The sequence below is a fragment of the Ruegeria sp. AN11 genome, assembly GCF_056536005.1.
In genome coordinates this window covers 354,379-378,984 of record NZ_JBQFJD010000002.1, presented here as the reverse complement: position 1 = coordinate 378,984, position 24,606 = coordinate 354,379, and the positions used below count along the sequence as shown (strand labels likewise).

At 56.8% G+C, this 24,606-nt stretch carries 22 protein-coding genes and 1 pseudogene; 10 read left to right on the top strand and 13 right to left on the bottom strand.

Annotated features, from left to right (window positions below):
- Positions 1-2 precede the first annotated feature (2 nt).
- Positions 3-980 (top strand): annotated as a pseudogene (locus ACR3EQ_RS21635) (ABC transporter ATP-binding protein).
- Positions 977-1,933, top strand: a complete 957-nt coding sequence (locus ACR3EQ_RS21630; RefSeq protein WP_480492076.1) for a dipeptide ABC transporter ATP-binding protein — start codon at positions 977-979, stop codon at positions 1,931-1,933. The pseudogene ACR3EQ_RS21635 and the gene ACR3EQ_RS21630 overlap by 4 nt, the downstream one beginning before the upstream one ends.
- A gap of 4 nt (positions 1,934-1,937) precedes the next feature.
- On the opposite strand, the gene ACR3EQ_RS21625 is transcribed toward ACR3EQ_RS21630, so the two are convergent.
- The 4 genes from ACR3EQ_RS21625 to ACR3EQ_RS21610 form a co-directional block, all read right to left on the bottom strand.
- Positions 1,938-2,618 (bottom strand): GntR family transcriptional regulator, encoded by a 681-nt coding sequence (locus ACR3EQ_RS21625; RefSeq protein ID WP_170619389.1) that lies wholly within the window; start codon positions 2,616-2,618, stop codon positions 1,938-1,940.
- Positions 2,619-2,797: 179 nt separating this feature from the next.
- A complete protein-coding gene (locus tag ACR3EQ_RS21620; RefSeq protein WP_480492074.1) occupies positions 2,798-3,424 on the bottom strand; it encodes a class II aldolase/adducin family protein in 627 nt (208 codons plus the stop codon).
- Positions 3,421-4,080 (bottom strand): class II aldolase/adducin family protein, encoded by a 660-nt coding sequence (locus ACR3EQ_RS21615; RefSeq protein WP_480492072.1) that lies wholly within the window; start codon positions 4,078-4,080, stop codon positions 3,421-3,423. The genes ACR3EQ_RS21620 and ACR3EQ_RS21615 overlap by 4 nt, the downstream gene beginning before the upstream one ends.
- Before the next feature lie 21 nt (positions 4,081-4,101).
- Entirely contained in the window at positions 4,102-4,875 is a 774-nt protein-coding gene (locus tag ACR3EQ_RS21610; protein ID WP_480492070.1) for a FadR/GntR family transcriptional regulator, read from the bottom strand.
- Positions 4,876-5,203: 328 nt separating this feature from the next.
- Between ACR3EQ_RS21610 and ACR3EQ_RS21605 the strand changes: the two genes are divergently transcribed.
- From ACR3EQ_RS21605 to ACR3EQ_RS21590, 4 genes are all read left to right on the top strand, one after another.
- Positions 5,204-6,256 (top strand): TRAP transporter substrate-binding protein, encoded by a 1,053-nt coding sequence (locus ACR3EQ_RS21605; RefSeq protein WP_480492069.1) that lies wholly within the window; start codon positions 5,204-5,206, stop codon positions 6,254-6,256.
- Between the two features lie 124 nt (positions 6,257-6,380).
- On the top strand, positions 6,381-8,447 hold the full coding sequence (locus tag ACR3EQ_RS21600; RefSeq protein WP_480492067.1) for a TRAP transporter large permease subunit: 2,067 nt from the start codon (positions 6,381-6,383) through the stop codon (positions 8,445-8,447).
- Between the two features lie 10 nt (positions 8,448-8,457).
- Positions 8,458-10,140: a D-lactate dehydrogenase gene (gene dld, locus ACR3EQ_RS21595; RefSeq protein ID WP_480492065.1), complete on the top strand. Its 1,683-nt coding sequence runs from the start codon at positions 8,458-8,460 to the stop codon at positions 10,138-10,140.
- Between the two features lie 485 nt (positions 10,141-10,625).
- Positions 10,626-10,937 carry a hypothetical protein gene (locus ACR3EQ_RS21590; RefSeq protein WP_480492063.1) on the top strand — a complete coding sequence of 104 codons (312 nt, stop codon included), beginning with the start codon at positions 10,626-10,628 and terminating at the stop codon, positions 10,935-10,937.
- On the opposite strand, the gene ACR3EQ_RS21585 is transcribed toward ACR3EQ_RS21590, so the two are convergent.
- From ACR3EQ_RS21585 to ACR3EQ_RS21550, 8 genes are all read right to left on the bottom strand, one after another.
- A complete protein-coding gene (locus tag ACR3EQ_RS21585; RefSeq protein WP_480492062.1) occupies positions 10,928-11,764 on the bottom strand; it encodes an alpha/beta hydrolase in 837 nt (278 codons plus the stop codon). The genes ACR3EQ_RS21590 and ACR3EQ_RS21585 overlap by 10 nt on opposite strands.
- A complete protein-coding gene (locus ACR3EQ_RS21580) occupies positions 11,761-12,654 on the bottom strand; it encodes a tryptophan 2,3-dioxygenase (protein WP_480492060.1) in 894 nt (297 codons plus the stop codon). Before ACR3EQ_RS21580 ends, ACR3EQ_RS21585 begins: the two co-directional genes overlap by 4 nt.
- 271 nt (positions 12,655-12,925) lie before the next feature.
- Complete coding sequence (locus ACR3EQ_RS21575) at positions 12,926-13,867, bottom strand: phosphotransferase enzyme family protein (RefSeq protein ID WP_480492058.1); 942 nt, start codon at positions 13,865-13,867, stop codon at positions 12,926-12,928.
- Complete coding sequence (locus tag ACR3EQ_RS21570) at positions 13,864-15,156, bottom strand: aminotransferase class III-fold pyridoxal phosphate-dependent enzyme (RefSeq protein WP_170611306.1); 1,293 nt, start codon at positions 15,154-15,156, stop codon at positions 13,864-13,866. The genes ACR3EQ_RS21575 and ACR3EQ_RS21570 overlap by 4 nt, the downstream gene beginning before the upstream one ends.
- 1 nt (position 15,157) lies before the next feature.
- Positions 15,158-16,642, bottom strand: coding sequence for an aldehyde dehydrogenase (locus ACR3EQ_RS21565; protein ID WP_170611304.1), 1,485 nt, complete (start codon positions 16,640-16,642; stop codon positions 15,158-15,160).
- A gap of 5 nt (positions 16,643-16,647) precedes the next feature.
- Positions 16,648-18,168: a tripartite tricarboxylate transporter permease gene (locus ACR3EQ_RS21560; protein WP_170611302.1), complete on the bottom strand. Its 1,521-nt coding sequence runs from the start codon at positions 18,166-18,168 to the stop codon at positions 16,648-16,650.
- Between the two features lie 7 nt (positions 18,169-18,175).
- Positions 18,176-18,715, bottom strand: coding sequence for a tripartite tricarboxylate transporter TctB family protein (locus ACR3EQ_RS21555; RefSeq protein ID WP_480441575.1), 540 nt, complete (start codon positions 18,713-18,715; stop codon positions 18,176-18,178).
- Between the two features lie 56 nt (positions 18,716-18,771).
- Positions 18,772-19,701: a tripartite tricarboxylate transporter substrate binding protein gene (locus tag ACR3EQ_RS21550; protein WP_170611300.1), complete on the bottom strand. Its 930-nt coding sequence runs from the start codon at positions 19,699-19,701 to the stop codon at positions 18,772-18,774.
- 106 nt (positions 19,702-19,807) lie between these two features.
- Here ACR3EQ_RS21550 and ACR3EQ_RS21545 point away from each other — a divergent pair, with 106 nt between their 5' ends.
- Both ACR3EQ_RS21545 and ACR3EQ_RS21540 read left to right on the top strand, forming a co-directional pair.
- On the top strand, positions 19,808-20,587 hold the full coding sequence (locus tag ACR3EQ_RS21545; protein WP_170611298.1) for an IclR family transcriptional regulator: 780 nt from the start codon (positions 19,808-19,810) through the stop codon (positions 20,585-20,587).
- Between the two features lie 35 nt (positions 20,588-20,622).
- Positions 20,623-21,975 (top strand): aminotransferase class III-fold pyridoxal phosphate-dependent enzyme, encoded by a 1,353-nt coding sequence (locus ACR3EQ_RS21540; protein ID WP_480492055.1) that lies wholly within the window; start codon positions 20,623-20,625, stop codon positions 21,973-21,975.
- Between the two features lie 33 nt (positions 21,976-22,008).
- On the opposite strand, the gene hpaR is transcribed toward ACR3EQ_RS21540, so the two are convergent.
- On the bottom strand, positions 22,009-22,449 hold the full coding sequence (hpaR, locus tag ACR3EQ_RS21535) for a homoprotocatechuate degradation operon regulator HpaR (RefSeq protein ID WP_480492053.1): 441 nt from the start codon (positions 22,447-22,449) through the stop codon (positions 22,009-22,011).
- Between the two features lie 109 nt (positions 22,450-22,558).
- Here hpaR and ACR3EQ_RS21530 point away from each other — a divergent pair, with 109 nt between their 5' ends.
- Both ACR3EQ_RS21530 and hpaE read left to right on the top strand, forming a co-directional pair.
- Positions 22,559-22,972, top strand: coding sequence for a 5-carboxymethyl-2-hydroxymuconate Delta-isomerase (locus ACR3EQ_RS21530; protein WP_480492051.1), 414 nt, complete (start codon positions 22,559-22,561; stop codon positions 22,970-22,972).
- A 3-nt stretch (positions 22,973-22,975) separates the two neighbouring features.
- Positions 22,976-24,484, top strand: a complete 1,509-nt coding sequence (hpaE, locus tag ACR3EQ_RS21525; protein ID WP_480492050.1) for a 5-carboxymethyl-2-hydroxymuconate semialdehyde dehydrogenase — start codon at positions 22,976-22,978, stop codon at positions 24,482-24,484.
- The last annotated feature ends 122 nt before the right edge of the window (positions 24,485-24,606 follow it).

Sequence of the window (24,606 nt, the reverse complement as noted above, 5' to 3'; positions counted from 1 at the left end):
GCATGAGCCTTTTGCAGATCCGCAATCTGACAGTGGAATTCGCTACCGCCTCGGGCAAGTTCCGCGCCGTCGACGGTGTCGACCTGTCGGTCAACAAGGGCGAGTTGCTGGCCATCGTGGGTGAAAGCGCTTCTGGCAAATCGGTGTCGATGCTGGCTCTGATGGGCCTGTCGCCGTGGACAGCGACAATCACGGCTGATGAGATGAGCTTTGAAGGGCGCGATCTTGTCGGTATTTCGGCCCGCGAACGGCGCAAGATCATCGGCAAGGATATGGCGATGATCTTTCAGGAGCCAATGTCATCGCTGAATCCTTGTTTCACGGTCGGCTTCCAGATCAAAGAAGCGCTGCGCATCCATCTTGGACTGAATCGCAAGGAACGGCACGAACGCGCGATCGAACTGTTCGATCAGGTGGGTATTCCCGCTCCGGCCAGCCGTCTGAACACGTTTCCGCACCAGATGTCCGGTGGTATAAATCAGCGTGTCATGATCGCGATGGCCATCGCTTGTAAGCCCAAGCTTCTGATTGCGGATGAGCCGACCACGGCGCTGGACGTGACCATTCAGGCGCAGATCCTCGATCTGCTGGTCCGGTTGCGGGACGAGCAGGACATGGGGCTGGTTCTGATCACCCACGACATGGGTGTGGTGGCAGAAACCGCCGAGCGGGTTCAGGTTCAATATGCCGGGCAGAAGGTCGAGGAACAGCCGGTGGGCGATCTGTTCCGCACGCCGCGCCACCCCTATACTTCGGCTTTGCTGAGCGCTCTGCCTGAACGGGCGACGTCCAAAACGCTGCCAACAATTCCCGGCGTGGTGCCGGGGTAGTTCGACCGGCCCAAGGGTTGCCTTTTCGGCCCGCGTTGCCGTTTCGCCGACGAAACCTGTGTCCAGACACCCCCGACACCGCATGGTGACGCATTCGGCAAGGCGAGATGCCATCATGTCGAAAAGATTGCAGCCGGAGAAATCGCATGACTGCACCTATCGTACGGGCGACCGCGCTTGCGCGTTTCTACACCGTCAAGGGCGGGCTGTTGTCCAGACCGGCAACGGTCAAAGCCTTGTCTGGGGTCGATTTTGATCTGAAACCCGGAAAAACACTGGCCGTTGTCGGCGAATCGGGATGCGGAAAGTCAACTCTGGCCTGGCTGGTAACGATGATCGAAGAGCCGACTTCGGGAAGTCTGACAATTGACGGGGTCGACATAACACCGTCGACATGGGCGCAAATGCGCGAAACGGTGCAGATCGTGTTTCAGGATCCATACGGCTCCTTGAACCCGCGTCAGAGGATCGGTCAGATCCTTCAGGAGCCATTGATGATCAACCGACCCGATATGTCCGCTGCGGATCGCGAAGCCAGCGCGCGAAAAATGATCGAGATGGTTGGCCTGCGACCAGAGCACTATGACCGTTATCCTCACATGTTCTCGGGTGGTCAGCGTCAGCGGATCGCCATTGCCCGCGCATTGATGCTGAACCCCAAGGTTCTGGTGTTGGATGAGCCGGTTTCGGCACTGGACGTTTCCATTCAGTCGCAAATCCTGAACCTTCTGGTGGATTTGCAGGAGAGGTTGAACCTGGCTTACCTGTTCATTTCTCACGACCTTTCGGTTGTCAGGCATTTTGCTGATGACGTGATTGTCATGTATTTGGGCCGCGCGGTCGAAAAAGCCCCCAAAGAGCAGTTGTTCGCCGCCCCGCGTCATCCGTATTCCAAGGCGTTGTTGTCCACGACACCCCGCGCCGATCCGGATGCCCGCAAGGAAAGGATCAAGCTGGAGGGGGAACTGCCATCACCGATGAACGTTCCGAAAGGTTGCGCATTTGCCCAGCGATGCTGGCTGGCAACTGACCGGTGCCGAGCGGCTCCACCGGATCTGCGCGGTACCGGCCATCAGGTCGCCTGCCTTTATCCGTTGTCCTGATCTGTTAGCGGTCTTCGGCGGCACGTGTGGCGACGACCATCTCCAACAGTTGATCCTTGGTGCGCTGAATGTGTCTGGTCAGCAGATCGCATGCTTCGTCTACACGACCTTCGCGTGCAAGAGACAACAGCTGCTGATGGTCCTTTTTGGCGGGCTCGCGCTGTTTCATGACGCTCAAATGCAGGCGGACATAACGGTCTGACTGACGATTGACCCGTTGCAGAATTTCGTTCGTCAACCCACGCCCCGCGGCGGCGTAAAGGGCCATATGATACTGATAGTTCAGGCTGCCCCACCGCCCGACATCATAAGCGTCATAAGACTTTTCCATCTCATCCAGCAGTTTTTCGCATTTGGAAAAATCAGCTTCGGTCAAATGTGGAATCGCGCGCTTGAACAAATCGACCTCCATCAAAACGCGCAGGTCGAAGATTTCACCGATCTCGGACAGGGAGTGCGTTGTAACGGACGCGCCCCGGTTGTTGGTCAACTGCACCAGCCCTTCGGCATCCAACCGTTTCAGTGCTTCGCGAATGGGCATGCGGGATACGTCATATTCTTCCGCCAGCGCTTCCTGCCTGATGGTTTCACCCTCGGCCATTTCCCCGTTCAGTATTCTTTCGCGCAAGTCGTTGGTGATGACATCCGGCAGGCTTTGTCTTGAAATTGCGCGCGTGTTGGGCATTGAGTGATCTCGAGCTTGGGTGGCTTTGTATCCAAAATACAAAAACGGGCGCTGAATTTCAAAGAGGTTTTGCGGCCCGTTGTTCCGGTGCCAACTGGTTGGCCACTGGAGGTGGACGATAAGATGGTCACAAACAACAAGGTTGAAACCCTCACCTTTGCTGGCGGGCTGCCGGTGGTTCAGTAACCTTTGGTCAGAATGGAATAGAGCCCTTGACGGTGTCGCGCGGCTGCGGCGTCTTCTTCGTTCTTCAGGCGGCCTGCGGCCATGTCTTGCTCGGCGATGGGGATCTCGTGCACCGGCTGGCCCGAAGCGCGCGCCAGTAAAAAGGCTTTAGCGCATTTTTCCAGCAACTCGGCGTTCAGCAACAACCTTTCAAGGCCTGTTCCGAAGCAAAACGTAGTATCGTTGCAGACAAAGGCGTTGTTTTGTCCTGCGATAGCAGGGATCAGAAGGTTATCGTCGCTTGAGATGCCGAGACAAGGAACAGAGCGTCCCAATCGGATCATCTGTTCATCGAAAACTGAGGGCATTGTGGCGCGCATCTCATGCATGGCGCGGGTCCAGATCAGATCGAACTGCAACACCGCGCCGACATCGGGACGCGCCGCGTAGATACGCGCATGCGTGGTTCCGGATGCTTCGATTTCGCTGCGACTGAACGAGCCGTCCGTATGTACGCTGACCGTCGCATTCTCGTCAGGTACCCGCATCGACATCATGTCGCCGGATTGCAGCAAGCCTTTGGCCGCCAAGCGAGACGCAGCCAACTGCAATTGATGTTCGACGTCCACATTGCGGGTCATGACGTGAGCCCTTGTTCGTGGACCATGCTCAGCGTTTCAGATACCAACTGACGAGTCATCTCAGGCAATTCATTGGAATTCCGGATCAAAGCAGCAAGGTATTGCGCGGCGGCAAATTCGATCGCAGCCACCAATTCCGCGCCTTTTTCCAGAGATGAGGCCGAAGCGATGACACCATGGCTGGCAAGAAGGTAACAAAACACATTCGGGCGCAGTGCCTGTTTCAAGGCGTTTACCAGTTCTTTGGTGCCAGAGAACTGGTATTCCGCAAGCCCGACGTGATCCCCGTTCAGTTCCGTGTCCGTGCCTTCTGGCCACTCAAGTCGCTGATGCAGCAGTGCAACGGCACTTGCCACTGGTTGATGCGTGTGAATGCAGGCCCGGCGGCCGGGGAATGCATGGTGCAATTGCGCGTGCATCGCTTTTTCAATGGAGGCCGGTTTGGTTCCATCCACTTGTTCCAAAGTATCCAGCCTCAGCACCGCGATGTCTTCCGGTGTCAGCGACGGATATTCCGTAGCGGACGGTGTGATGGCAAATAGCTCATCACTCAGACGCAAGGAGGCATTGCCGCCGGTGCCCGCAAGATACCCTTCACCGGCTAGGCGCAAACAGGTTCTGATTACCGATTGGCGTTGCTGCTCGAACTCAACCATATCCGCTCTCCACTGGCAGGCTCAGGAGGAAAACTGACGGCGCTTCGCGGCCCTGATTTCCCGGGCCTGTTGTTCCTGCCCTGTCCGAAACGACGTTTCCACAAAGTCCATATGGTTTCGCGCGGCGGCCTCGGCCCTGTCCGGGTCGCCATCCAGAATAGCCTGCGCGATGTCCTTGTGCTGTTGCAACAGCACTTCTCCGGTCCCGTCCATCGTGCGCAAAAACCTTCTATTGTAGAATACGCCCTGGCGCGTCAGATCGTAGATCGAGGCCATCATGTGAATAAGGGTCGTGTTCTGGCTGGCGTCGACCACGGCGGTGTGCAGGCGAAAATCAGCTTCCTGGCTGGCGTCGGTATCATCTTCTTCCCAGGCTTTCTGCATTTCCGCGATAATGTCCGAGATGCGTTCCTTGTCGGATTGTGTCGCGCGCTGCGCCGCAAGCCGGCTGGCAAAGGCTTCCTGTTCGCGTCGGTATTCAAGATAGTCATAAAATGCGCCGCCATGACGGGCGTAAAGCGACAGCAGTGCGGGTGACATAGCCCGTCCGGTCAGAGGCGCGATAAATGTCCCTTCGCCGTGACGGACAGTTACCAGCCCCTGTTGCTCCAGAGTTTGCAACGCCTCCCGCAGTTTTGGGCGCGATACGCCCATCGCTTCTGCAAGGTCCCGTTCCGATGGTAATCTGCGCCCTTCCTTGAGGATGCCGTCGACGATCATCGTCTCGATTTGTTCGACCACCGCGTCGGCGATTGATTCGTGGCCGACAGGTTCAAAAGGCCCGCTGGTGCTCAATTCTTTTCCTCGCTTGCCGGAAATCACAAAATTCCAGTTGTCTTTAAAATTTACCAATGAAGGTCTGTAATGCAAGGAAAAATACCCAAAAATACGGATGGGTGTGAGCAGCGTATATCTTTGTAAAAATTAGAAAATAGATTTTCTTGATCAATTTCGGCTTTTCGAAAGCGAATAATCGCCTGAGCTCGAAAACGGAGAATGTGGCGCCAAGAGGTAAATAAAATTGTTGACTGAATAAAGTGGTCAACAATATTTACCTCATATACCGCCACTGCGGTGAGACCGGTCAGATCTGATGGCTGACCTGCACTTTGGAGGAGTACACATGAAAACCACCCTGACCTCGCTCGCCGTTGCGGCCTCGCTTCTGGCCGCACCCGCCGTTCAGGCCGCTGACAAGATGTTGCTGAAAACCCCGATTGCGTTTTCCACGGCGCTTCCGGGCCTTGGCTCGCCGATCCCGCGTGTGGCCGAGCAACTGGACCTGATGTCCGGCGGCACTTTGAAAATGAAAGTTTATGAGCCGGGAAAGCTGGTTCCGCCGTTTGAAATTCTGGACGCCGTATCCTCGGGTAAGATCAATTCGGGCTACACCACGGCCGGGTACTGGGCTGGCAAAATCCCCGCCGCTCCGCTGTTCTCGGCCGTGCCTTTCGGCCCGGAAGCCGGCGAATACATGGCATGGCTTTACTATGGCAACGGGCTGAGCCTGTATCAGGAGATGTACGATCAGGCCGGATTCAACGTCCATGTCATCCCCTGCGCGATCATTGCGCCGGAAACCTCGGGCTGGTTCGCAAATGAAATCAACAGCCCCGAAGACCTGAATGGCCTGAAGATGCGCTTCTTCGGCCTGGGCGGTGAAGTCATGCAGAAGCTGGGCGTCGCCACGTCGTTGCTGCCTGGTGGTGAGATCTTCCCGGCTCTTGAAAAAGGCGCGATTGATGCGACTGAATTCTCGATGCCTGCCATCGATGCGCGTCTGGGGTTCCACAAACTGGTCAAGTACAACTACTTCCCCGGCTGGCATCAGCAGGCGACCGTGTTTGAACTGATGATCAACAAGGATGTGTGGAGCGAAGCCAGCGATCAGCACAAAGCGATCATCGAAAACGCATGTAAGGCGTCGATGGCGGACAGTTTTGCCGAAGGCGAGGCGATCCAGCACGCAGCACTGATCGACAACGTCGAAAACAACGACGTGCAGATCAAACAGTGGAACGACGAGATGCTGGCCACCTTCCGCGTCACCTGGGAAGAGGTTGCCGCCGAACAGGCCGCCAATGACGAATTCTTCAACAAGGTTCTGACCGATATGAACGAATTCCGGGATGGCTATGCCGTATGGAAAGAAAACGCGTTCCTCCCTCGCAAGTGACCTGAGCACTTGCGCCTCCCTGGGGGCGGCTTATTTCGCCGCCCCCACCTTTCCCGACTTTCGTCATTTCCAAACTGATACGGGCGTATTCCCGCCCCGAAGCCTGCATCTTTAGGAGGAGACCATGGCTGAGACCAAGCGGACACGTCACGACCCGATCGAAATCTACGAGGACATTCTTGAAAACGATGAGCCTGACCGTCAGAAACTGGCAGTCGCCGTTGACGATGTGGTCAAGACCGTGGGTCACGTGGTCATGTGGGCCAACCTGTTGCTTGTTGCCGCCATCGTTTCGCAGGTAGCCCTGCGCTATCTGCTGAACCAGAACTACCCGAAGCTGGATGAAATCCAGTGGCATTTTTACGGTCTGGTCACGATGATCGGCATCTCTTATGCGCTGGTCACGGACAGCCATGTGCGCGTGGACCTGCTGCACATGCAACTCAGCCAGCGTGCCCGCCGGATTATCGAGATCATCGGGATCTTCACGCTGCTGGTGCCGTTCATCTGGCTGATGATCGATCAGGGCTATGACTATTTCTATGAAAGCTGGCGTGTAAACGAGTCGTCGGACAGCCCGACTGGTCTGCCTGCGCGTTGGGCCTTGAAGGGCGTGATCCCGGCCAGTTTCATTCTGCTGGCTCTGGCAGCGGGCGCGCGGCTTATCCACGACATCCACGCTCTGTTCATGAATTTGGATGAAGAGCGTCAGGGCAAGGGCCTGCGCCTGATCATCTGGGCGCTCTTGGGCTTCGCCGTCGTGGCGACCGCGTTGACCTTCCTGGTTGAGACGACCGAGGAAAAGCTGGTCATCGCCATGTTCCTGACCTTCATCGCGCTGTTGTTCACCGGTTTCCCGGTGGCATGGACGCTGGCTGGCGTCGGGGTCGCGTATTGCGGACTGGCCTATCTGTTCGACAACGGAATGATGAATTGGACAGGTCTAGAGGAAACTCTGACCGGACTGGATTACCTGACGTTGGGCGCTGTGGTAAACCGTGTCTATGCCACGATGTCGAACGCGGTTCTGGTGGCCTTGCCGATGTTCATTTTCATGGGCCTGATGCTGGACGAGTCTGGTGTGGCCGAGCGGCTGATGTCTTCGATGCAGCGCTTGTTCGGCACGGTAAGGGGTGGGCTGGCGATCACGGTGACGATGATTGGCATCATTCTTGCGGCCTCGACCGGGATTATCGGTGCCTCCGTAGTTTTGCTGGGCGTGCTGTCTCTGCCGTCGATGATGGAGCAGAAATACAGCCCCTCGCTGGCCGCCGGTGTGGTTAGCGCATCAGGCACGCTGGGTATCCTGATCCCGCCCTCGATCATGCTGGTGATCATGGCGGACCAGATGGCCCTGTCAGTTGGCGACCTGTTCATGGCCGCGGTGTTCCCCGGCGTGATCATCGGAGTGTTGTATCTGACTTATATTTTTGTGATCGCCCTGATCAAACGCGAAGTCGCTCCAGTGCCCGAAGGGGCGACCCGCCCGGATTGGGCGGCGGTCAAGGATGTGCTGATTGCTGTACTGCCGACCCTTGCCCTGATCCTTGCCGTTCTGGGTTCAATCTTTGCGGGCCTGACCACACCGACCGAAGCCTCGGGCGTGGGCGCATTGGGTGCGACGCTGCTGGCGCTGGGATATCGCAAACTGACGCTGGCAAAACTGATCAATGTTCTGAAAGCTACGTTCAACACCACCGCTTATATCTTTGCGATCTTCCTGGGTGCGACGGTGTTTTCCTATGTCCTGCGGGAACTGGGTGGCGATGCACTGATCGAAGACATGATCCACGGCACGGGTCTTGGCCCCAACGGCACTGTCTTCATGATCCTGTTCATCGTTTTTCTTCTGGGCTTTGTTCTGGATTGGATCGAGATCACCCTGATCGTTCTGCCCCTGATGCGCCCCATTGTGAACGGGCTGGGTCTGGATATCGAAGGCTTTGGCGTCATCGACGAACCGGCGCTGGTATGGTTTGTGATCCTTGTCGCGGTCACGCTGCAAACCTCGTTCCTGACGCCGCCCGTGGGGTTTGCACTGTTCTACCTGAAAGGCGTGTGCCCGCCTGAAATCAAGTTGACCGACATTTACAAAGGCATCGTTCCTTTTGTGATCCTGCAGTTGACCGGCCTGTTCTTCGTGTTCCTCTGGCCGCAACTGGCCACGTGGCTGCCTTCGGTGGCGTACTGAGGAGTTCCGGATGACCGATACCGATCTGATCAAGCGCTTTCAGGCCATTTGCGGGCGGCGTCATGTGCTGACAACCGCCCGCAGCACCCGCCGCTTTCGCCGGGGATTCAGATCGGGGGAAGGGGACGCGCTGGCGGTGGTGCGGCCCGCCACATTGCTGGAACAATGGAAGGTGCTTGAGGCCTGTGTTGAGGCGGACAAGATCGTCATCATGCAGGCGGCCAACACCGGGCTGACCGAAGGCTCCACTCCAAAGGGGCGCTATGATCGCGATGTTGTGCTGATCAACACCCGCCGGATGGACGGCCTGCATCTGATAAACGAAGGCAAACAGGTTATCAGTTTGCCTGGCTCGACCCTTTTTGCACTGGAAAAGCTGCTGGACCCGATCGGACGGCAACCGCATTCGGTGATCGGGTCGTCCTGTATCGGTGCGTCGGTTGTCGGGGGCGTGTGCAACAACTCGGGTGGGTCGCTGGTCGAACGTGGCCCATCCTATACCGAACTGTCTCTATACGCGCGTATTGCGCAGGAGGGAACGCTGGAGCTGGTCAATCATCTGGGCATCCACCTGGGCGACACGGTCGAAGAGATTCTGACCCGCTTGCAACAGGGCGACTTCGGGCCGGGCGATACTGAAACCGACAACCGAAAAGCCTCGGACACAGACTATGCCCGGCGCGTGCGGAATGTCGACGCGGATACACCGGCGCGCTTCAATGCCGATAAGTCGCGGCTCTACGAAGCGTCCGGTTGCGCCGGGAAACTGGCTGTCTTTGCAGTCCGGCTGGACACCTACCCGAAGAACGACATTGAGCGCACGTTCTATATTGGCGCAGAGGATACCGAAGCCCTGACAGAATTGCGCCGCTGCATCCTGTCGACATTCAAGACCTTGCCGGTCAGCGCTGAATACATGCACGAGGAGGTTTTCGATATCTCGGACCGATACGGCAAGGATACCATGGCAATGATCGACAAGCTGGGAACGGACCGGCTGCCGGCTTTCTTTGCCATCAAGGGCGCCGTAGATGCGCGGCTTGAAGGTATTCCCGGTCTGACAAACTTCACCGACCGCTTCATGCAGTTCGCGATGCGATTCTGGCCGGATATCCTCCCGCAGCGGATGCGCGGATTTCGCAAGCGATACCCGCACCACCTGATCTTGAAAATGCGCGACGGCGGTATCGACGAGGCCCGTGCCTTGCTCAGCGATATGGCGGGTAAGAAAAAGCTGGACTATTTTGAGTGTGATCCGCGCGAAGCCAAAATCGCGGGTTTGCACCGTTTTGCAGCGGCTGGCGCCGCCATTCGTTACATGAAGGTACATGCGCATGAAGTTGAAGACATCATTGCGCTCGACATAGCGTTACGCCGCAATGACACTGACTGGTTCGAAGAATTGCCGCCGAAACTGGCAAAGCAACTTGTGGGCAAGCTGTATTATGGTCACTTCATGTGCCACGTTCTGCACCAGGACTATATTGTGAAGAAAGGTGCTGATCCCAAGGCGATCAAAACCGAGATGCTTAAGATCCTCGACCGTCGCGGCGCCGAATACCCCGCCGAGCACAATGTCGGCCATCTGTACCCCGCCAAACCCGATCTGGCTGATTTCTACAAATCTGTGGATCCCACGAACAGCATGAATCCGGGGATCGGCGGAATGTCCCGGAACAAGCACTATTGCTGATCCGGCTTCCAATGTTCTGCACAAAGTTGCCCTTAAATGGTTCGGGTATCAGCCTTTCAGTGCTGTAACGCCTGTCAAACGAGACATTGAGCATTTCTGGACAACTCGACTTCAATCTCAGGTTTCGGTTTTCAAAGAGATTTAGGTCCTAATGTGGTCTTTGGTCCGCTGGAGGAACTGACGTGAATTGCCGGTTCACAAGGCACGGAAACAGTCAGCATCCCGGGAAATGCTGGCGCAACAGAGGCAATAGACGTCGTTCTGACGTTTAGGCAAGTTGGACAAACCCATCACTATTCACTTGTTGAGACATTGAACTTTAGAGAGGAAACTGAAGTGGCACGATAATTGTTCGTGATTTAAGTCCTCCTCGTCGCGGTGGTTGGCCTCGGACTGATGCCCGATCTGTAAGACGCACAATATGGTCTTACACCTGTCAATTTCGGGGCGGTACAGAAGGTGCGCGGAAGCTGTCGCTGCCCCTGATGGTGGTGCTGGTCCTGATGACCATGTCGCTGACAAAGCGGCGGAAAGAAGACTATCCGACCGACGAACCGGAAGGCCGCAACGACGTGCGTATTCCCATCTCGCAAACCAAGCCAACTCCGCGAGAGTCAACCGTGTTACAACGTTTTGCTTCGCCTTTCGGCACCGTCATATTGTCGGAAAACCGCCACGAAAACGTGCTGGAACGGATGTTTGGCGAGGGCATGCCGGAAGTGCTGCCACGCAATTCACGGGTCCCGGCAGTGGGTGTCTATGAGATTAAGATGCCTTTATCCTGCTGCTATACCTGAGTTCTGGGTGCCGGGAAGAAGCTGTTTGGATGCATAATAATATCGAAATGGTGCATCCCCTTTTGCACTTCAAATGATACATCCCGACCGGCCTTGCGTAGTAGGGCAGCAAAATCCCGGCTTTGCCGGATAAATTCGCGTGTATCACGTTCGGCGACTGTGACGCGGGTGCGAACATCCGCCGGTGGCAGGTGATGGATCGGTGACAGGCTGAGGATATCGTCGTCGGTCAACTGCAGGGGGTTGTTGACCGATGTCTGCGCGATCGGCTCCAGATCATAGATGCCGCTGATCAGAACCAGGTCTCGGATCACCAAACCCGCCTGCTTCATTTCTTCGCCAAAGCGGTTCAGTGCCATTGCTGCCAGATGCGCCCCGGCACTGTGGCCGGACAAAGTGATCCGGCCGGGGTCAAACCCCAGTTTCTCGGCCCGTTCTGCAAGCCACAACAGCGCCCGGCCGCATTCCGTGATCATCTCGTCCAGACGCGCTTTGGGGGCCAGTGTATAATTCAGTGTTGCAAAGGCCTGACCCGCGCGAACCAGCGGCTTCGCGACCAAAGCTGACTCACGCTGGCTGAGCGCCTGCCAATACCCGCCGTGGATGAAAACGTGCAGCGGTGCGTTGGCTTTGCTTGCGGGAAAGAAATCTAAAACATTGGACTCGAGGTCCCCATATTTCTGGTATTCCAGCACTTCCAGCTCGACACGTGCGGCTGCACTCATATCCGCATAGGCCGCCAGATAATGAGAGATATCTCCGCCAACCATGACACTTGGCGAGTATTGTCTTTCCAGCTCGTCCGGGGAAAACCCGTGATAGGTCACTTCTTTTCTCCGCCCGCATAGAAAAGCTCGGAACGCATGTCGTACAAGTCGTGGAAGAACTTGAGCTCCAGCGCCTTTTTCAGGAAGGCGACACCGCTGGACCCGCCTGTGCCCGGTTGCATTCCGATGACCCGCTCAACGGCTGTTGCGTGGTCAAAGCGCCATCTTTGGAACAGTGTTTCCACATCCATCAGCTTTTCAGCCAGGGCATATAAGTCCCAATACTTGTCTTTGTTCCTGTAAACTTCGACCCAGATTTTCACAATGCGCGGATCACCCGCATATGGCTGGGAAAAATCACGTTCGACAAGGTCCTGCGGAACATCGAAGCCCTGACGCGCCAGCATCATGATGACCTCGTCGTACAAAGACGGCTTGGTCAACGCTGCGGTCAACTCCTCCATGACCTCGGGGTCGTGTGCATGAACCTTGAGCGTTGAGGTGTCCTTGTTGCCCAGAATGAACTCGATCTGGCGATAGCCATAACTCTGGAAACCCGATGAACTTCCCAGCGCATCGCGGAACGTCATGTAGTCTGCCGGGGTCATGGTCAGCAGCGTTTCCCAGGCCGCAATCAGCTGACGCTGGATTGCCTTGATCCGATCAATGTTCTTGAGAGCGGGACCAAAGGCGTCCTGGCGCAGAAAACGTCGGACTTCCACAAGTTGGTGATGCATCAGTTTCAGCCAAAGCTCGCTGACTTGGTGAATGATCACAAACAACAGCTCATCCGGTTCCGCAGGGTCCTGAAAAGTCTTCTGAATGCTCAGCAGGGTCTTGAGTTCCAGAAAGTCTCCATAGCTGCTGCGGTGCTTGGTTGCGAAATCGGTAACCAGAGTGTCCTCGATGCCGCGCTTCAAAAGCCGCTGGTCCTTTTCGTCACTTACCATTTTTGATCTCCTGAAAGCGGCGTTAACGCTATGCGTTTTCTATTCTTAACCTCTCTATGCCGACTTGGGCTGTGAGGCTACCGCGACATGCAGGCTCCGTTGCCTAATTGACGTGATTGGGCCGCGTCATTACGACCTATACGGGACGGTCCAATCCGAAGCCTAAATGAAACAGGAACCCGAACGTGGGTTAGGCCTGAATTTTGCGGTGCCACTTCAAAGTTGGGAGTCGGCTGGCGAGCGTGGACGACCTCGAAATTGAGGCTCCATGTCAAACGTTTAACCTGAGGTATCGGCGCGCCAGTTTTCTGGTGTTTTCCACAAATCGGCTGTTCCGATCTTCTGAGCCATCTTCGTGCAACCGGGTCGAAACCCAGCCTACATAAGTTGCCGATCTCACTGCCAGAAACAGATCAAGATGGTCCGTGTCAATCGGACGCTGTGATCGGTATCCGGCCAAAAGCGCAGCTTGCAGTCGATCACAATCGGGTTCCGCGAGGTTTTTGATCATACTGGTGGCGATGTCAAAAAGGCGAAAACCGAAACCGGAATCGTCAAAATCGATCAATGAGACCTGACCATTCGCAATCATTACGTTCTCACGGACCAGATCCGCATGGATCAGGCCATAGTCCAGTTCCGATTCAATGCGTTTCAAATCCCGCTCTGCCCTTTCACGGAAGCGCATGAACAGCGCTCGATCTTCGTCGCCAAGCGTCGGGTTTTCCCAGAACCGGCCCCAAACGGGTTCCTGACCGACCAATCCCGGTCGGTCCCAGGACCAGCGCGAAAACCCTGCAGGGCGCTCCCACTCGTCGCTGATGGAGTGCAGGCGGGCCATTTCCCGGCCCAAGGAATGGAAAAGGCCGATGCGGTCTTCGTGGTCGATCCCGGTTGTTGTGGACCCCAGTGGCCGCCCCGGCAACCAGGTCAGAACATCGACCTGCATGTTCTCAATGACCTCGAGAAAGTTGCCCCGGATGCTGGCAATGGGTTCGGGTACCCCGACATGTTCTGCGGCCAACACACCCATCCATTCCAGTTCCGACCACAGTTCGGCATCTGTGCGATAGCCGGGACGATGCAATCGCAGCGCAAAGCTGCGCCCATCCAGCTGTACCTGATAAACGTGGTTTTCGCGGGCCGCTGCCAACGTGCAAACTGCGTCTTGAAACCCCCAAAGCGCCAGTGCCTTTTCTGCCGCGTCTATCATGAGCAAATCGGTGTTTCGGCCAGAACGTCGTCCAGCGTGTCAAACAGCAAGTCGGCATTCTCGACCGAGAAAGGCATCGGAGGGCGGATTTTCAGAGTGTTCTTGTGATGTCCCAGCTTGGAATGAATGATCCCACGCTGCCGCATTTCGTTGATCACCCGGTCGGTGAAGGCGCTGGCCGGTTCCTTGCTGTCCCGATCCAGCACCATCTCCGCTCCGAAGATCAGGCCCGAGCCGCGCACGTCGCCGATGAACTCGTACTTCCGGGCCAAAGCCCCCATGCGCGATCGGGCGTGTTTCCCGACCGTTCTGGCGTTTTCCAGCAATTGCTTATCTTCGATCTCTTCCAGCACGGCCATGGCCGCTGCGCACGAGACCGGGTTGCCGCCAAACGTATTGAAATAGCGATAGCCCTTGCGGAATTTGGTCAGTATTTCAGTGCGTGTGACGACACCACCCACCGGGTGACCATTGGCCATCGGCTTGCCAAGTGTCATGATATCCGGCACCGCGCCCATTTTCTGATGCGCCCACATATGGGTGCCGGTGCGGCCAAAACCGGATTGTACCTCGTCGCAAATCAGCAGCCCTCCGGCCTTGCGGACAATATCGGCGGCGGGTTTCAGCCAGCCATCGGGATGGTCCGGGAACCCTTCGTTCAGGAAATACGGGCAGACAATCAGGGCCGCAAACCCAAGACCGGACTTCTCATGTTCGGCGATTTGTTCGGCCACCGCATCCGCGAACCTGGTGCCGTCCGGGTCCGGGTTGCGAAAGCTGTCGGGCGCTTCGACAAAGCGGAAATACTGGCCCAGTCCAAAACCCACGGCAGGGATGTTCGATTTGCTCAACTGACTGACCAGTGAGGTGTTGCCGTGATAGGTCGCATCGGTAGCGATGATGCCGCGCCTGCCAGTCATGCCCTCGGCCATGCGCAGGGCGATGTCATTGGCTTCGGATCCGGTACAGGTCAGGATCGCCGTGTCCAGCGAGACATCCATTGTTCCGGTCAGCCTTTCTGCATAATCAAGAATACCGCCATGCAGGTATCGCGTGTGCGTATTGAGCGTGCTTGCCTGTCGGCAGATCGCCTCGACCACGCGCGGGTTGCAGTGGCCCACATGTGGAACGTTGTTGTAGCAATCCAGGTATCTGCGCCCTTCGGCGTCCCACAGCCAGACGCCTTCGCCTTTCACGAAATGAATAGGCTCGTCATAAAAGGTCGAGACGTTGGGACCCAGCAGCCTGGTTCTGCGTTCGATCAGTTCTGCGGATTGTTCAGACAACATTTCAGAGCTTTATCCAGGCTGTTTTCAAGTCCACATATTTTTCAAGAGCGTGCAGTGATTTGTCGTGCCCGTTGCCCGATTGACGTACCCCGCCCAGCGGCACCGTCAGATCGGAACCGCCATAAGTGTTCACATGCACGACACCCGCCCGCACGCCTGCCACCATGCGGTGCGCCCGGCTGAGGTTTGACGTCCATACGCCTCCAGCAAGCCCGTATACAGTGGCATTGGCCAGGCGGATCGCTTCTTCCTCGTCCTTGAAGGGTGTCACCGCAAGAACCGGGCCGAATACCTCGTTCTGAAACAGGTTATCGGTCTCTTTCACACCCGCCATCACCGTCGGCACCATATAGTAGCCGCCGGATTCGGTCAGGATACGGTAACCGCCGGTGCGGCGTACGGCACCTTCAGCTTCGGCCCTGGTGACGAAGTCCAGATTGGCTTCCAGCTCGGGCAGGCTGTGAACGGCGCCGATCTGGCTGTTCAGATCCAGCGGATCACCCACGAGGAAACTCTCGGCGTGGCGCGAGATTTCGGCCACGAAGTCTTCATAGATGTCTTCCTGCACCAGCAGGCGAGACCCCGCAACGCAGACCTGTCCCGAGTTGCGGAAGATACCCGCTGCCGAAACCTTCGCGGCCTCGGCCAGATCGGGGGCATCGTTGAAGACGATGTTGGCGGATTTTCCGCCAAGTTCCAGATAGCAGCGTTTCAGGTTCGAGCGTGCGGAATATTCCAGCAGACGGCGGCCCGTTGCACCTGATCCTGTGAACACCATGATGTCCACGTCCATCGAAAGCGCCAGCGCCTCGCCCACGACTGATCCGCGCCCCGTAACAACGTTGAACACGCCGTCCGGAACGCCTGCCGCAGCCGCAAGTTCGGCGATTTTCAACAGGCTGAGAGAGGCGCTCTCTGCCGGTTTCAGAACAATGGAGTTGCCCGCAGCCAGAGCAGGTGCGATCTTCCAGCTTCCGATCATCAGCGGAAAGTTCCAAGGCACGATTGCACCCACGACACCCACCGGAGCGTGGTGGATCAGTCCCAGTACGTCATGTCCGGTCGGGGCGACCTGACCGTAGACCTTGTCTATCGCCTCGGCATAATAGCGAAAGGTGCCAGCGGCCGAGAGCGTCTCGGCCTTATAGGCCATGTTGATCTCGGTTCCGTTGTCACGCACGCCCATAACGGCGATCTCGAGTGCGTGGCTTTCGATGAGATCGGCCAGCTTCAGCAGCACTTTCTTGCGGCCAGCAGGCGACATACGGGACCAGCGGCCATCTTCGAACGCCAGGCGCGCGGCGTGCACCGCCGTGTCAACGTCCGAAAGCGTTCCCTCGGCAATGCGTGTCAGGGGCTGACCGTCGATGGGCGACAACACTTCCTGCTGCGCGCCGTTCTCTGCGGCCTGATAGGCGCCATTGATGAAATGACCGCGAGGGGAGATTTCCTGCGCGCGCAGCGCATCAATCGAGGACTGGTCCATGAGGGTTATCCTTGCTGTGTCGAGTCTTCGTCGCCAATCGGCTGCGGTTTGATCCGTTCCTTGTGTTCCTTCACCAGCGTGCGGATGTGCAGCAGAATGATGCCCAGGATCATGATGAACAGGATCGCTGCGATTGGCCTGTCAATGAAATCGAGCGGCGTTTTGACCCGCGCCATGGCGCTGCGCAGCTTGACCTCCATGATGCCGCCCAGAACCATGCCCAGAATGATCGGCACGATCGGCAGGTTCAGACGCTTGAGGATCAGACCAAACACTCCGAACCCTGCCGCAATGGCGCAGTCGGTGACCGAATTGCGCAGGCTGAACACCCCGACAAAAGACAAGGTCAGGATCATGATGCCCAGGAACCGGGTCGGGATCTGAATGATCTTCAGCAGCAGATTTGTCGAAAACAACAGAAAGACCAGAACGATCACGTTCAGCAGGATCAGCGACATGTACAGTGCCAGAACAAAATCCATCTGCTCGGCAAACAGTTGCGGCCCGGGGACTACGTTGTGGACATAAAAGACCGACAGCATCATTGCCGTCAGCGCCTCGCCCGGGATACCCAACGCCAGCAAGGGGATCATTGCGGCACCTGGTACCGCGTTGTTCGCAGCCTCAGAGGCAACCAGACCTTCAGGAGAGCCATTGCCGAAAGCTTCCGGAGTCTTCGAGCTTTTTTGCGCATAGGTGTAGGACAGGAATTGCGAAGTGAATTCGCCGGTTCCGGGAATCATGCCCATCAGGACACCTAACGAAGACGACACCGTCGCGATGCGCTTGATGCCCAACAGTTCTTTGAGGCCGGCGAAGATGTTGCCTCGAACATGCGCCTCACCGGGCGCGTGTTCCTTGTCGACCAGAAGCAATAGCGCCTGGCTGATGGCAAACAAACCCAGCACAACGACAATAAGGTCGATCCCCGAAGACAACCAGCTTTGGTCAAACGTAAAACGCTTTGTGTATTTGACGGGCTCCAGCCCGACCGTGTTCAGGAAGATGCCGAAGAAGGCCAGCATTGCCGCCGAAAATGTCTGGCCACGATGGGCCAGGATCACCAGAAGGATGCCCAGAAACGCGGCCAGAAAGATCTCGCGGCTGCCGAAATGCGGGGCGACCCATGCCAGAACCGGGGACAGGATGATCAGGCAGAGGATCGAGAAGATGCCGCCAAAGAACGACGCGGAATAAGCCAGCGACAGCGCGCGATGGCCCTCGCCCCGCTTTGTCATTGGATAACCGTCATAGGTTGTCAGCGCATTCACTGCCGTGCCCGGCGTGTTGATCAGAATTGCAGGGATTGCGCCGCCGTACATCGATGAGCCGTAGATACCCAGCAGCAGGGTCAGACCAACAATAGGCTCGAAGGCGAACGTAGCAGGCAGCAGAATGGCGATGGCGACAGCCGCCCCGACGCCGGGCAGTGCGCCGATGATGACTCCGCCAACAGACCCGATGAGCAGTGCGATCAAAACCTGCCATTGGGCCAGAATTGCAAAGCCGGAAATCAGATTGTCCATAGCGGCCTCACAGATAGGTCAGGGCAAAGACGCGGACGGAGTCCGGAAGGAACTCGTAAACCCGACCTGCCGGGATATTCACCTGAAGAAATGCTCTGAAAAGAATGGCGACGCTGGCGCCGAACAGCAGTGAAATCCCGATTGTGCCGGGCGTTCGAAAACCGGTGCGCGCGGCCAGAAAAGCGGCGAACAGCATGGTCGAGGGCAAGTACCCCAGCCACGGCACGGCCACCACGTAGATCAGGAAATAGACAACATATTCAAGAGACATGAGCCAAAAAGTTAGCTCTCTCCAGCGCCCGGGAATACGGGGGGAAACGGCTGAGCCGATCAGATGCAGGGCGCTGAAAATCACCATGCCCCATATGGCGATGGTCGGCCACAGCGACGGCTGCGCAAACCACTTGGTGCGCTTTACCAACTTTGTCTCGGTGCCCAACTGGCTGAGCAGGAACAACGAGAAGGCAAGGAAAAAGACGGCAAAGATGATGTCGCCAGGTCGGCGATACCTTCTGAACATGTCCTGAAGCGTTTTTGCAATCATCATGTCCCTCCCCGACATGCAACAAGGCGCGGGCTTTCCACCCGCGCCCTGTTAGGTGCTTATTCGCCCAGAATCTCTTCGATTTTCGCGAACGACGCTTTGTCCTGTTCGATTTGCGCATTTGACGCGTCAGGGTCCTGCCAATAGATCAACGCACCGGTTTCTTCAGCCAGCTTTTTGGCCTTGTCGGACTCCAACGCCTTTTGCGCGGCGGCAGTGATCTTTTCACGGGCATCTGCCGGAGTGTCCTTGTGCACGAACAACCCGTTCCACAACGCAAGCGGCAGGTCCGGGTTCATTTCGACAACCGTTGGTGTGTCCGGTACAAGCGAAATTCGTTCACCACCGATGCTGGCCAGAATGTTCACATTGTCGAGGCAGGGCAGCACGAGTTGCAGCGTGGTATTGATGACGTCCACGTCACCTGACGCCAATGTGTTGCAGTCCAGCGCGTCGAACGCCGCTTCGCTTGCAAAGTCGAAGCCGCTGCTCACCGCAGCCGCAAACGTAACCTGTGTGGGCGGCAGGACCGAGCCGAAATGGCCAAGAGCCACATCGTTTTCCTTACCGTGCGCTACAAGTTCGTCCCAATTCGAGAATGGCGCATCTTTGCTGGATGCGATAACGAACGGATAGGTCAGGAAAATTCCGATAGGGTCGAATGGATTTGGGTTCAGCTCCGGGATTCCGATCTCGGGCCCGATGACAGGAACGCCAATAACGAAGGATCCGATGGTGTAGCCATCTGCCGGAGCCGTTGCGACCTCAACCGCGCCGGGGAAGGGGCCGCCTCCGCCGCCAGGCTTGTTCACAACCGCGGCCGGAACGCCGTACATGGCCTGGAATTCATCTGCGATCATCCGGGTTAACACGTCTTCCAGATCGCCCGGAGGCCACGGAACCACAAAGGTCACCGGCTTTTCCGGGTATTCAGCAAGTGCTGCTGTTGCAGAGGCTGCAAAAACGGCAGCGGTTAGAATTTTTTTCATTGACGCCTCCCTGGCTTGGTTCATTATTTGAACCGAAGTAACAACAATAATGTTGCTTTGTTAAATGCTTTCTGTCAAGTATTACGTGCGAAGGAGAGAAAAGCGCATGGGCACCGCTCTTAATGCTTTGAAATTGCTCGAGTTGTTTTCAAGTGCTCAGCCGGAGATCGGTCTGAGCAACCTTGCCCGGCTGTCCGGTATGAACAAGGCAACGACTCTGCGCCACCTTCGCGCATTGGAAGAGTTTGGCCTGATCGAACAAAACCCGCACTCCAAGTCCTATGCGATCGGACCGGCTGTGGTGCGTCTTGCCGCGCTGCGGGAAATCGCAAATCCGGGGCTTGAAGGCGCGCGCGCAAGGATGCAGTCCGCCATGCAAGTAATCGGCGAAAGCATGCACCTTTCGCTGCTGCAACAAGGTAAATTGCAGACCGCTCTGGCGCTGGAAACCACGCGGTACACCGTGCGGGTCAGCCTTGATCCGGCGGAAATTCTGCCGATCAATGCAACGGCCTCCGGCCTGTGCCTGCTGAGTTTTGGCCCCGCTCACCTGCTTGAAGATCTGGATCGCCAGGCCTTGACGTCCTACACAGCGGAAACCCTGGTGTCCCCTGACCTGATACGTGAACGGGTTTCTGAGATCAGGCGCAAGGGCTGGTCAAACAGCGCAGGCGGGTTTGAAGCAGGCGTTTATGGATACGCTGCGCCTGTCTTTGGAATTGATCAGGTGGCGATAGGCACAATCGCAATTGCGGTGCCTGAAATTCGTGCAAACGGCGATCACCTGCCTTTGATCCTGACGACATTGCATTCCCTTTCGCTCGAACTGACTGCGAATTTCGGTGGTCAGTTTCCGCGAAACTTCCCAACCGCGTTCCAGCCCTGACCGATGGGCGGACAAGATCCTCGGAGACCCGTGATATGAAAGACTCCAATTTCCTGAAGGAAAACAACGCGCGCCATTTCTGGCACCCGATGGCACATCCTGCCGACAGTCAAAACAATCCGCCCACCATCCTGACCGGAGGGGAAGGGGTCAGCATCATCGATATAGACGGCCACAAGGCCATCGACGCGGTTGGCGGGTTGTGGAACGTCAATCTGGGTTATTCCTGTGATCCGGTTAAGCAGGCCATTACCGATCAGTTGAATGCGCTGCCGTATTACTCGACCTTCCGGGGCACCAGCAACGACAAGGCGATTGAACTGTCCTATGAGTTGGCGCAGTTTTTCGAGCCTGATGGTCTGACCCGAGCTTTTTTCACTTCGGGCGGATCGGATTCAGTTGAAATCGCGCTGAAGCTTGCGCGACAGTATCACAAAGTGCGAGGCGAAGCCGGCCGGACCAAGTTCATCAGCCTCAAGCAAGGATACCACGGCACCCATTTCGCGGCGGCTTCGGTCAATGGCAACCAGAAGTTCCGCGCGGTTTACGAGCCGATGATGCCGGGCTGTTTCCATGTGCCCGCGCCGTGGACCTATCGCAATCCGTTCGACGAAACAGACCCCGAGCGTCTGGCGCAGCTTTGCGCCAAGGCGCTGGAGGCCGAGATCGCATTCCAGGGGGCAAATACCGTCGCCGCATACATCATGGAGCCGGTTCTGGGCGCAGGCGGCGTGATCCCACCACACAAAAGCTTCATGCCGATGGTGCGCGAGGTCTGTTCGAAAAACGGTATTCTTCTTATATCGGACGAGATCATCACTGCTTTTGGTCGTACCGGCAGCGAAAGCGGCGCGCGGCATTGGGGTGTGCAGCCCGACATCATGACGACAGCCAAGGCGATCACCAACGGTTACTTCCCTTTCGGTGCGGCAATGATTTCGGGCGCAGTCGCCGAGGTTTTTGAAAGCGACAACACTGGTATGGCGTCAGTCGATCAGGGCTATACCTATTCCGGCCATCCGGTCGGCGCAGCGGCTGCACTGGCGGCTCTGTCTGAAATCAATCGTCTGCGTGTTTGGGAAAACGCCGCGGCCCGCGGTGAAGAACTTTTTACCGGATTGAAAAAACTGGCTGAAAAACACGACGCAATCGGAGATGTGCGCGGGGGCGAGGGCCTGATGTGTGCGCTGGAACTGGTATCTGATCGTGCAACCAAGGCGCCGATTGCCAAGCATCTGCCCTTGCAGGTGCAGAAGGCGGCATACGAAGATGGCGTGATGGTCCGTGTGTCGGGCAACAACATCATTCTGTCGCCACCGCTGGTCATTACGTCCGATGATGTGGCCAAGATCCTGTCGGCACTGGATACCGGTCTGTCGACGCTGTAGATGTGTGGCTGGCCCCGTCCGGTTTGGCCGGGGTCAGACCTTGACGGCCTGCAACTCCTCAAGCAGGTCCAAAAGTTCGTCCAGCTTGTCCTGACCCATCTGTTCTTCAATGCGATCATAGATTGCCAGTGATGTCGGAAGGTTCTCGGTCAGGATTCCACGACCTGCATCCGTGATCTTCACCATCGACCGGCGCTTGTCCTGACTGTCCTGGCGACGTGTAATCTGGCCGTCTGCTTCCATGGCGCGCAGAATGCGGGTGAGGCTGGGCAACAGAAGACAGGCCTCTTTCGAGATGGCGCTTTGTTCCATTTCACCAAATTCGTCCAGAACGCGAAGAATGCGCCACTTCTGCTCTGTAAGCTGAATGTTGTTCAACATGTCCCGAATGGGCGCCATGACTGTTTCGCGGGCACGCAGCAGCGCAATCGGAAGCGCGCGGGAAGTGCTTTTGGTGTGGCTTTGTGTGGTCATGCCGTTTTCTAGAGCGCTGCTTCCGGAATTGCAAAGATTAACAAGTCAAGTTCTTGACACGTGGTGACGAAAATACTAAACATGTTTACTAATTAAGGGAAAGGGAACCATGCCGCATTTCCACATCGATTACTCTGGCAACCTTGAAGACTGGGTCGATATGGATGGTTTGTGCGAGTGTGTGCGCGCAACGGCCGCCGCAATTGACATGTTTCCGGTGGCAGGTATTCGCGTACGCGCCACGCGGGTCGATCACTATTCCATTGCCGACGGGAACCCGGCGCATGGTTTCGTCGATATTTCGATCCGACTGCGCGCCGGTCGCCCCCAAGACGTCAAGCAGGACGCAACGCAGCGCATATTCGAAGCGGCAAGGGCGTATCTTGAACCGGCCTTTTCGAAGCACTCCATCGCTCTGTCGCTTGAGATGCGTGACATCGATCCGGACCTTTCGCCCAAGACCGGCACTATCAGAGAGCATTTGGGCCGGGACCAATTGGCTGCAACCCAGCAGGAGACCTGAACCATGAGCGCCTTGGACACCAATATCAAAAAATTGGCGGGGTTTCTGGCCCGGTTCAAAGAGACAGGCATCAAGAACCGCATTGCGGGCGAAGATCGCGACGGGGCGGCGGGGGTGTTTCAATCCACTTCGCCAGTGGACAAGTCCGTGATCTGCGATGTGGCCTATGGGACGGCGGATGACATCGATGCGGCGGCCAAGGCAGCCCATTCAACATTCGCCGCGTGGCGCGATATGCCCGCCACCGAACGCCGCCGCATCCTGCTGAACGTGGCCGACGCGATCGAGGCGCGTGCCGAGGAAATTGCCCTGTGTGAGTGCTGGGACACCGGTCAAACCCTGCGTTTCATGTCCAAGGCGGCGCTGCGCGGTGCCGAGAACTTCCGTTATTTCGCTGATCAGGTGGTGCAGGCAAGGGACGGACAGCATCTTAAGTCACCGACCTTGATGAACATCACCACCCGCGTTCCAATTGGCCCGGTGGGTGTCATTACTCCGTGGAACACGCCGTTCATGCTGTCGACCTGGAAGATCGCACCGGCACTGGCAGCGGGTTGTACCGTCGTTCACAAACCGGCCGAAGATTCACCGCTGTCGGCGCGTTTACTGGTCGAAATCGCGGAAGAGGCCGGTCTGCCCAAGGGTGTTCTGAACACCGTGAACGGTTTTGGACCGAATGCCGGTAAGGCGTTGACCGAACATCCGCTGATCAAGGCCATTGCTTTTGTCGGAGAAAGCCGCACCGGCAGCATAATCACAAAGCAGGGCGCGGATACGCTCAAGCGGATGCATCTGGAACTGGGCGGTAAGAACCCGGTGATTGTCTTCGATGACGCCGACCTGGACCGCGCGCTGGATGCCGTGATTTTCATGATCTACTCGATCAATGGGGAACGTTGCACATCGTCTTCGCGTTTGCTGGTACAAGACACCATCAAAAACGAGTTCGAGGCCAAGCTGGTAGAACGCGTGAACAACATCAAGGTCGGTCACCCACTGGACCCGGCGACCGAGATCGGCCCGCTGGTAACGGAAGAGCACTACAATAAAGTCACCTCGTATTTCGACATCGCCAAAGACGATGGCGCGACTATCGCAGCCGGCGGCGTCAAAGTGGGGGACGAAGGGTATTTCGTGCGGCCAACCTTGTTTACAAATGCCAACAACCAGATGCGCATCGCGCGCGAGGAAGTATTTGGTCCGGTTCTGACGTCCATCCCATTCTCGACCGAAGAAGAGGCGCTACAGATCGCAAATGACACGCCTTACGGCCTTACCGGTTACGTCTGGACCAACGACCTGACGCGTGCCCTGCGGTTCACGGACAAACTGGAAGCAGGTATGATCTGGGTGAACTCGGAAAATGTGCGCCACCTGCCCACGCCCTTCGGCGGCGTCAAGGCTTCGGGTATCGGCCGGGACGGCGGCGACTGGAGTTTTGAATTCTACATGGAACAAAAACATGTTGGCTTTGCCACCGGTCAGCACAAGATCATGCAACTTGGGAAATAATATCGTGCAGCCTGATCCCTTGGCAGGGGTTGGCTGACTATAGTTGAATCAGGAAGTGCGCATCATTGGTCCATCAAACGCTCGGACCATAGGACATTCTGGCTGTCAGGCCTTACGTCACG

What these genes read in the sequence shown, in the direction of transcription:
- ACR3EQ_RS21565 (WP_170611304.1), bottom strand. Translation starts at nt 16,642, where the DNA reads ATGGACCAGTCCTCGATTGATGCGCTGCGCGCGCAGGAAATCTCCCCT.
- dld (WP_480492065.1), top strand. Translation starts at nt 8,458, where the DNA reads ATGACCGATACCGATCTGATCAAGCGCTTTCAGGCCATTTGCGGGCGG.
- hpaE (WP_480492050.1), top strand. Translation starts at nt 22,976, where the DNA reads ATGAGCGCCTTGGACACCAATATCAAAAAATTGGCGGGGTTTCTGGCC.
- ACR3EQ_RS21590 (WP_480492063.1), top strand. Translation starts at nt 10,626, where the DNA reads ATGGTGGTGCTGGTCCTGATGACCATGTCGCTGACAAAGCGGCGGAAA.
- ACR3EQ_RS21570 (WP_170611306.1), bottom strand. Translation starts at nt 15,156, where the DNA reads ATGTTGTCTGAACAATCCGCAGAACTGATCGAACGCAGAACCAGGCTG.
- ACR3EQ_RS21625 (WP_170619389.1), bottom strand. Translation starts at nt 2,618, where the DNA reads ATGCCCAACACGCGCGCAATTTCAAGACAAAGCCTGCCGGATGTCATC.
- ACR3EQ_RS21630 (WP_480492076.1), top strand. Translation starts at nt 977, where the DNA reads ATGACTGCACCTATCGTACGGGCGACCGCGCTTGCGCGTTTCTACACC.
- ACR3EQ_RS21620 (WP_480492074.1), bottom strand. Translation starts at nt 3,424, where the DNA reads ATGACCCGCAATGTGGACGTCGAACATCAATTGCAGTTGGCTGCGTCT.
- ACR3EQ_RS21575 (WP_480492058.1), bottom strand. Translation starts at nt 13,867, where the DNA reads ATGATAGACGCGGCAGAAAAGGCACTGGCGCTTTGGGGGTTTCAAGAC.
- ACR3EQ_RS21560 (WP_170611302.1), bottom strand. Translation starts at nt 18,168, where the DNA reads ATGGACAATCTGATTTCCGGCTTTGCAATTCTGGCCCAATGGCAGGTT.
- ACR3EQ_RS21605 (WP_480492069.1), top strand. Translation starts at nt 5,204, where the DNA reads ATGAAAACCACCCTGACCTCGCTCGCCGTTGCGGCCTCGCTTCTGGCC.
- ACR3EQ_RS21580 (WP_480492060.1), bottom strand. Translation starts at nt 12,654, where the DNA reads ATGGTAAGTGACGAAAAGGACCAGCGGCTTTTGAAGCGCGGCATCGAG.
- ACR3EQ_RS21615 (WP_480492072.1), bottom strand. Translation starts at nt 4,080, where the DNA reads ATGGTTGAGTTCGAGCAGCAACGCCAATCGGTAATCAGAACCTGTTTG.
- hpaR (WP_480492053.1), bottom strand. Translation starts at nt 22,449, where the DNA reads ATGACCACACAAAGCCACACCAAAAGCACTTCCCGCGCGCTTCCGATT.
- ACR3EQ_RS21540 (WP_480492055.1), top strand. Translation starts at nt 20,623, where the DNA reads ATGAAAGACTCCAATTTCCTGAAGGAAAACAACGCGCGCCATTTCTGG.
- ACR3EQ_RS21600 (WP_480492067.1), top strand. Translation starts at nt 6,381, where the DNA reads ATGGCTGAGACCAAGCGGACACGTCACGACCCGATCGAAATCTACGAG.
- ACR3EQ_RS21550 (WP_170611300.1), bottom strand. Translation starts at nt 19,701, where the DNA reads ATGAAAAAAATTCTAACCGCTGCCGTTTTTGCAGCCTCTGCAACAGCA.
- ACR3EQ_RS21545 (WP_170611298.1), top strand. Translation starts at nt 19,808, where the DNA reads ATGGGCACCGCTCTTAATGCTTTGAAATTGCTCGAGTTGTTTTCAAGT.
- ACR3EQ_RS21555 (WP_480441575.1), bottom strand. Translation starts at nt 18,715, where the DNA reads ATGATGATTGCAAAAACGCTTCAGGACATGTTCAGAAGGTATCGCCGA.
- ACR3EQ_RS21530 (WP_480492051.1), top strand. Translation starts at nt 22,559, where the DNA reads ATGCCGCATTTCCACATCGATTACTCTGGCAACCTTGAAGACTGGGTC.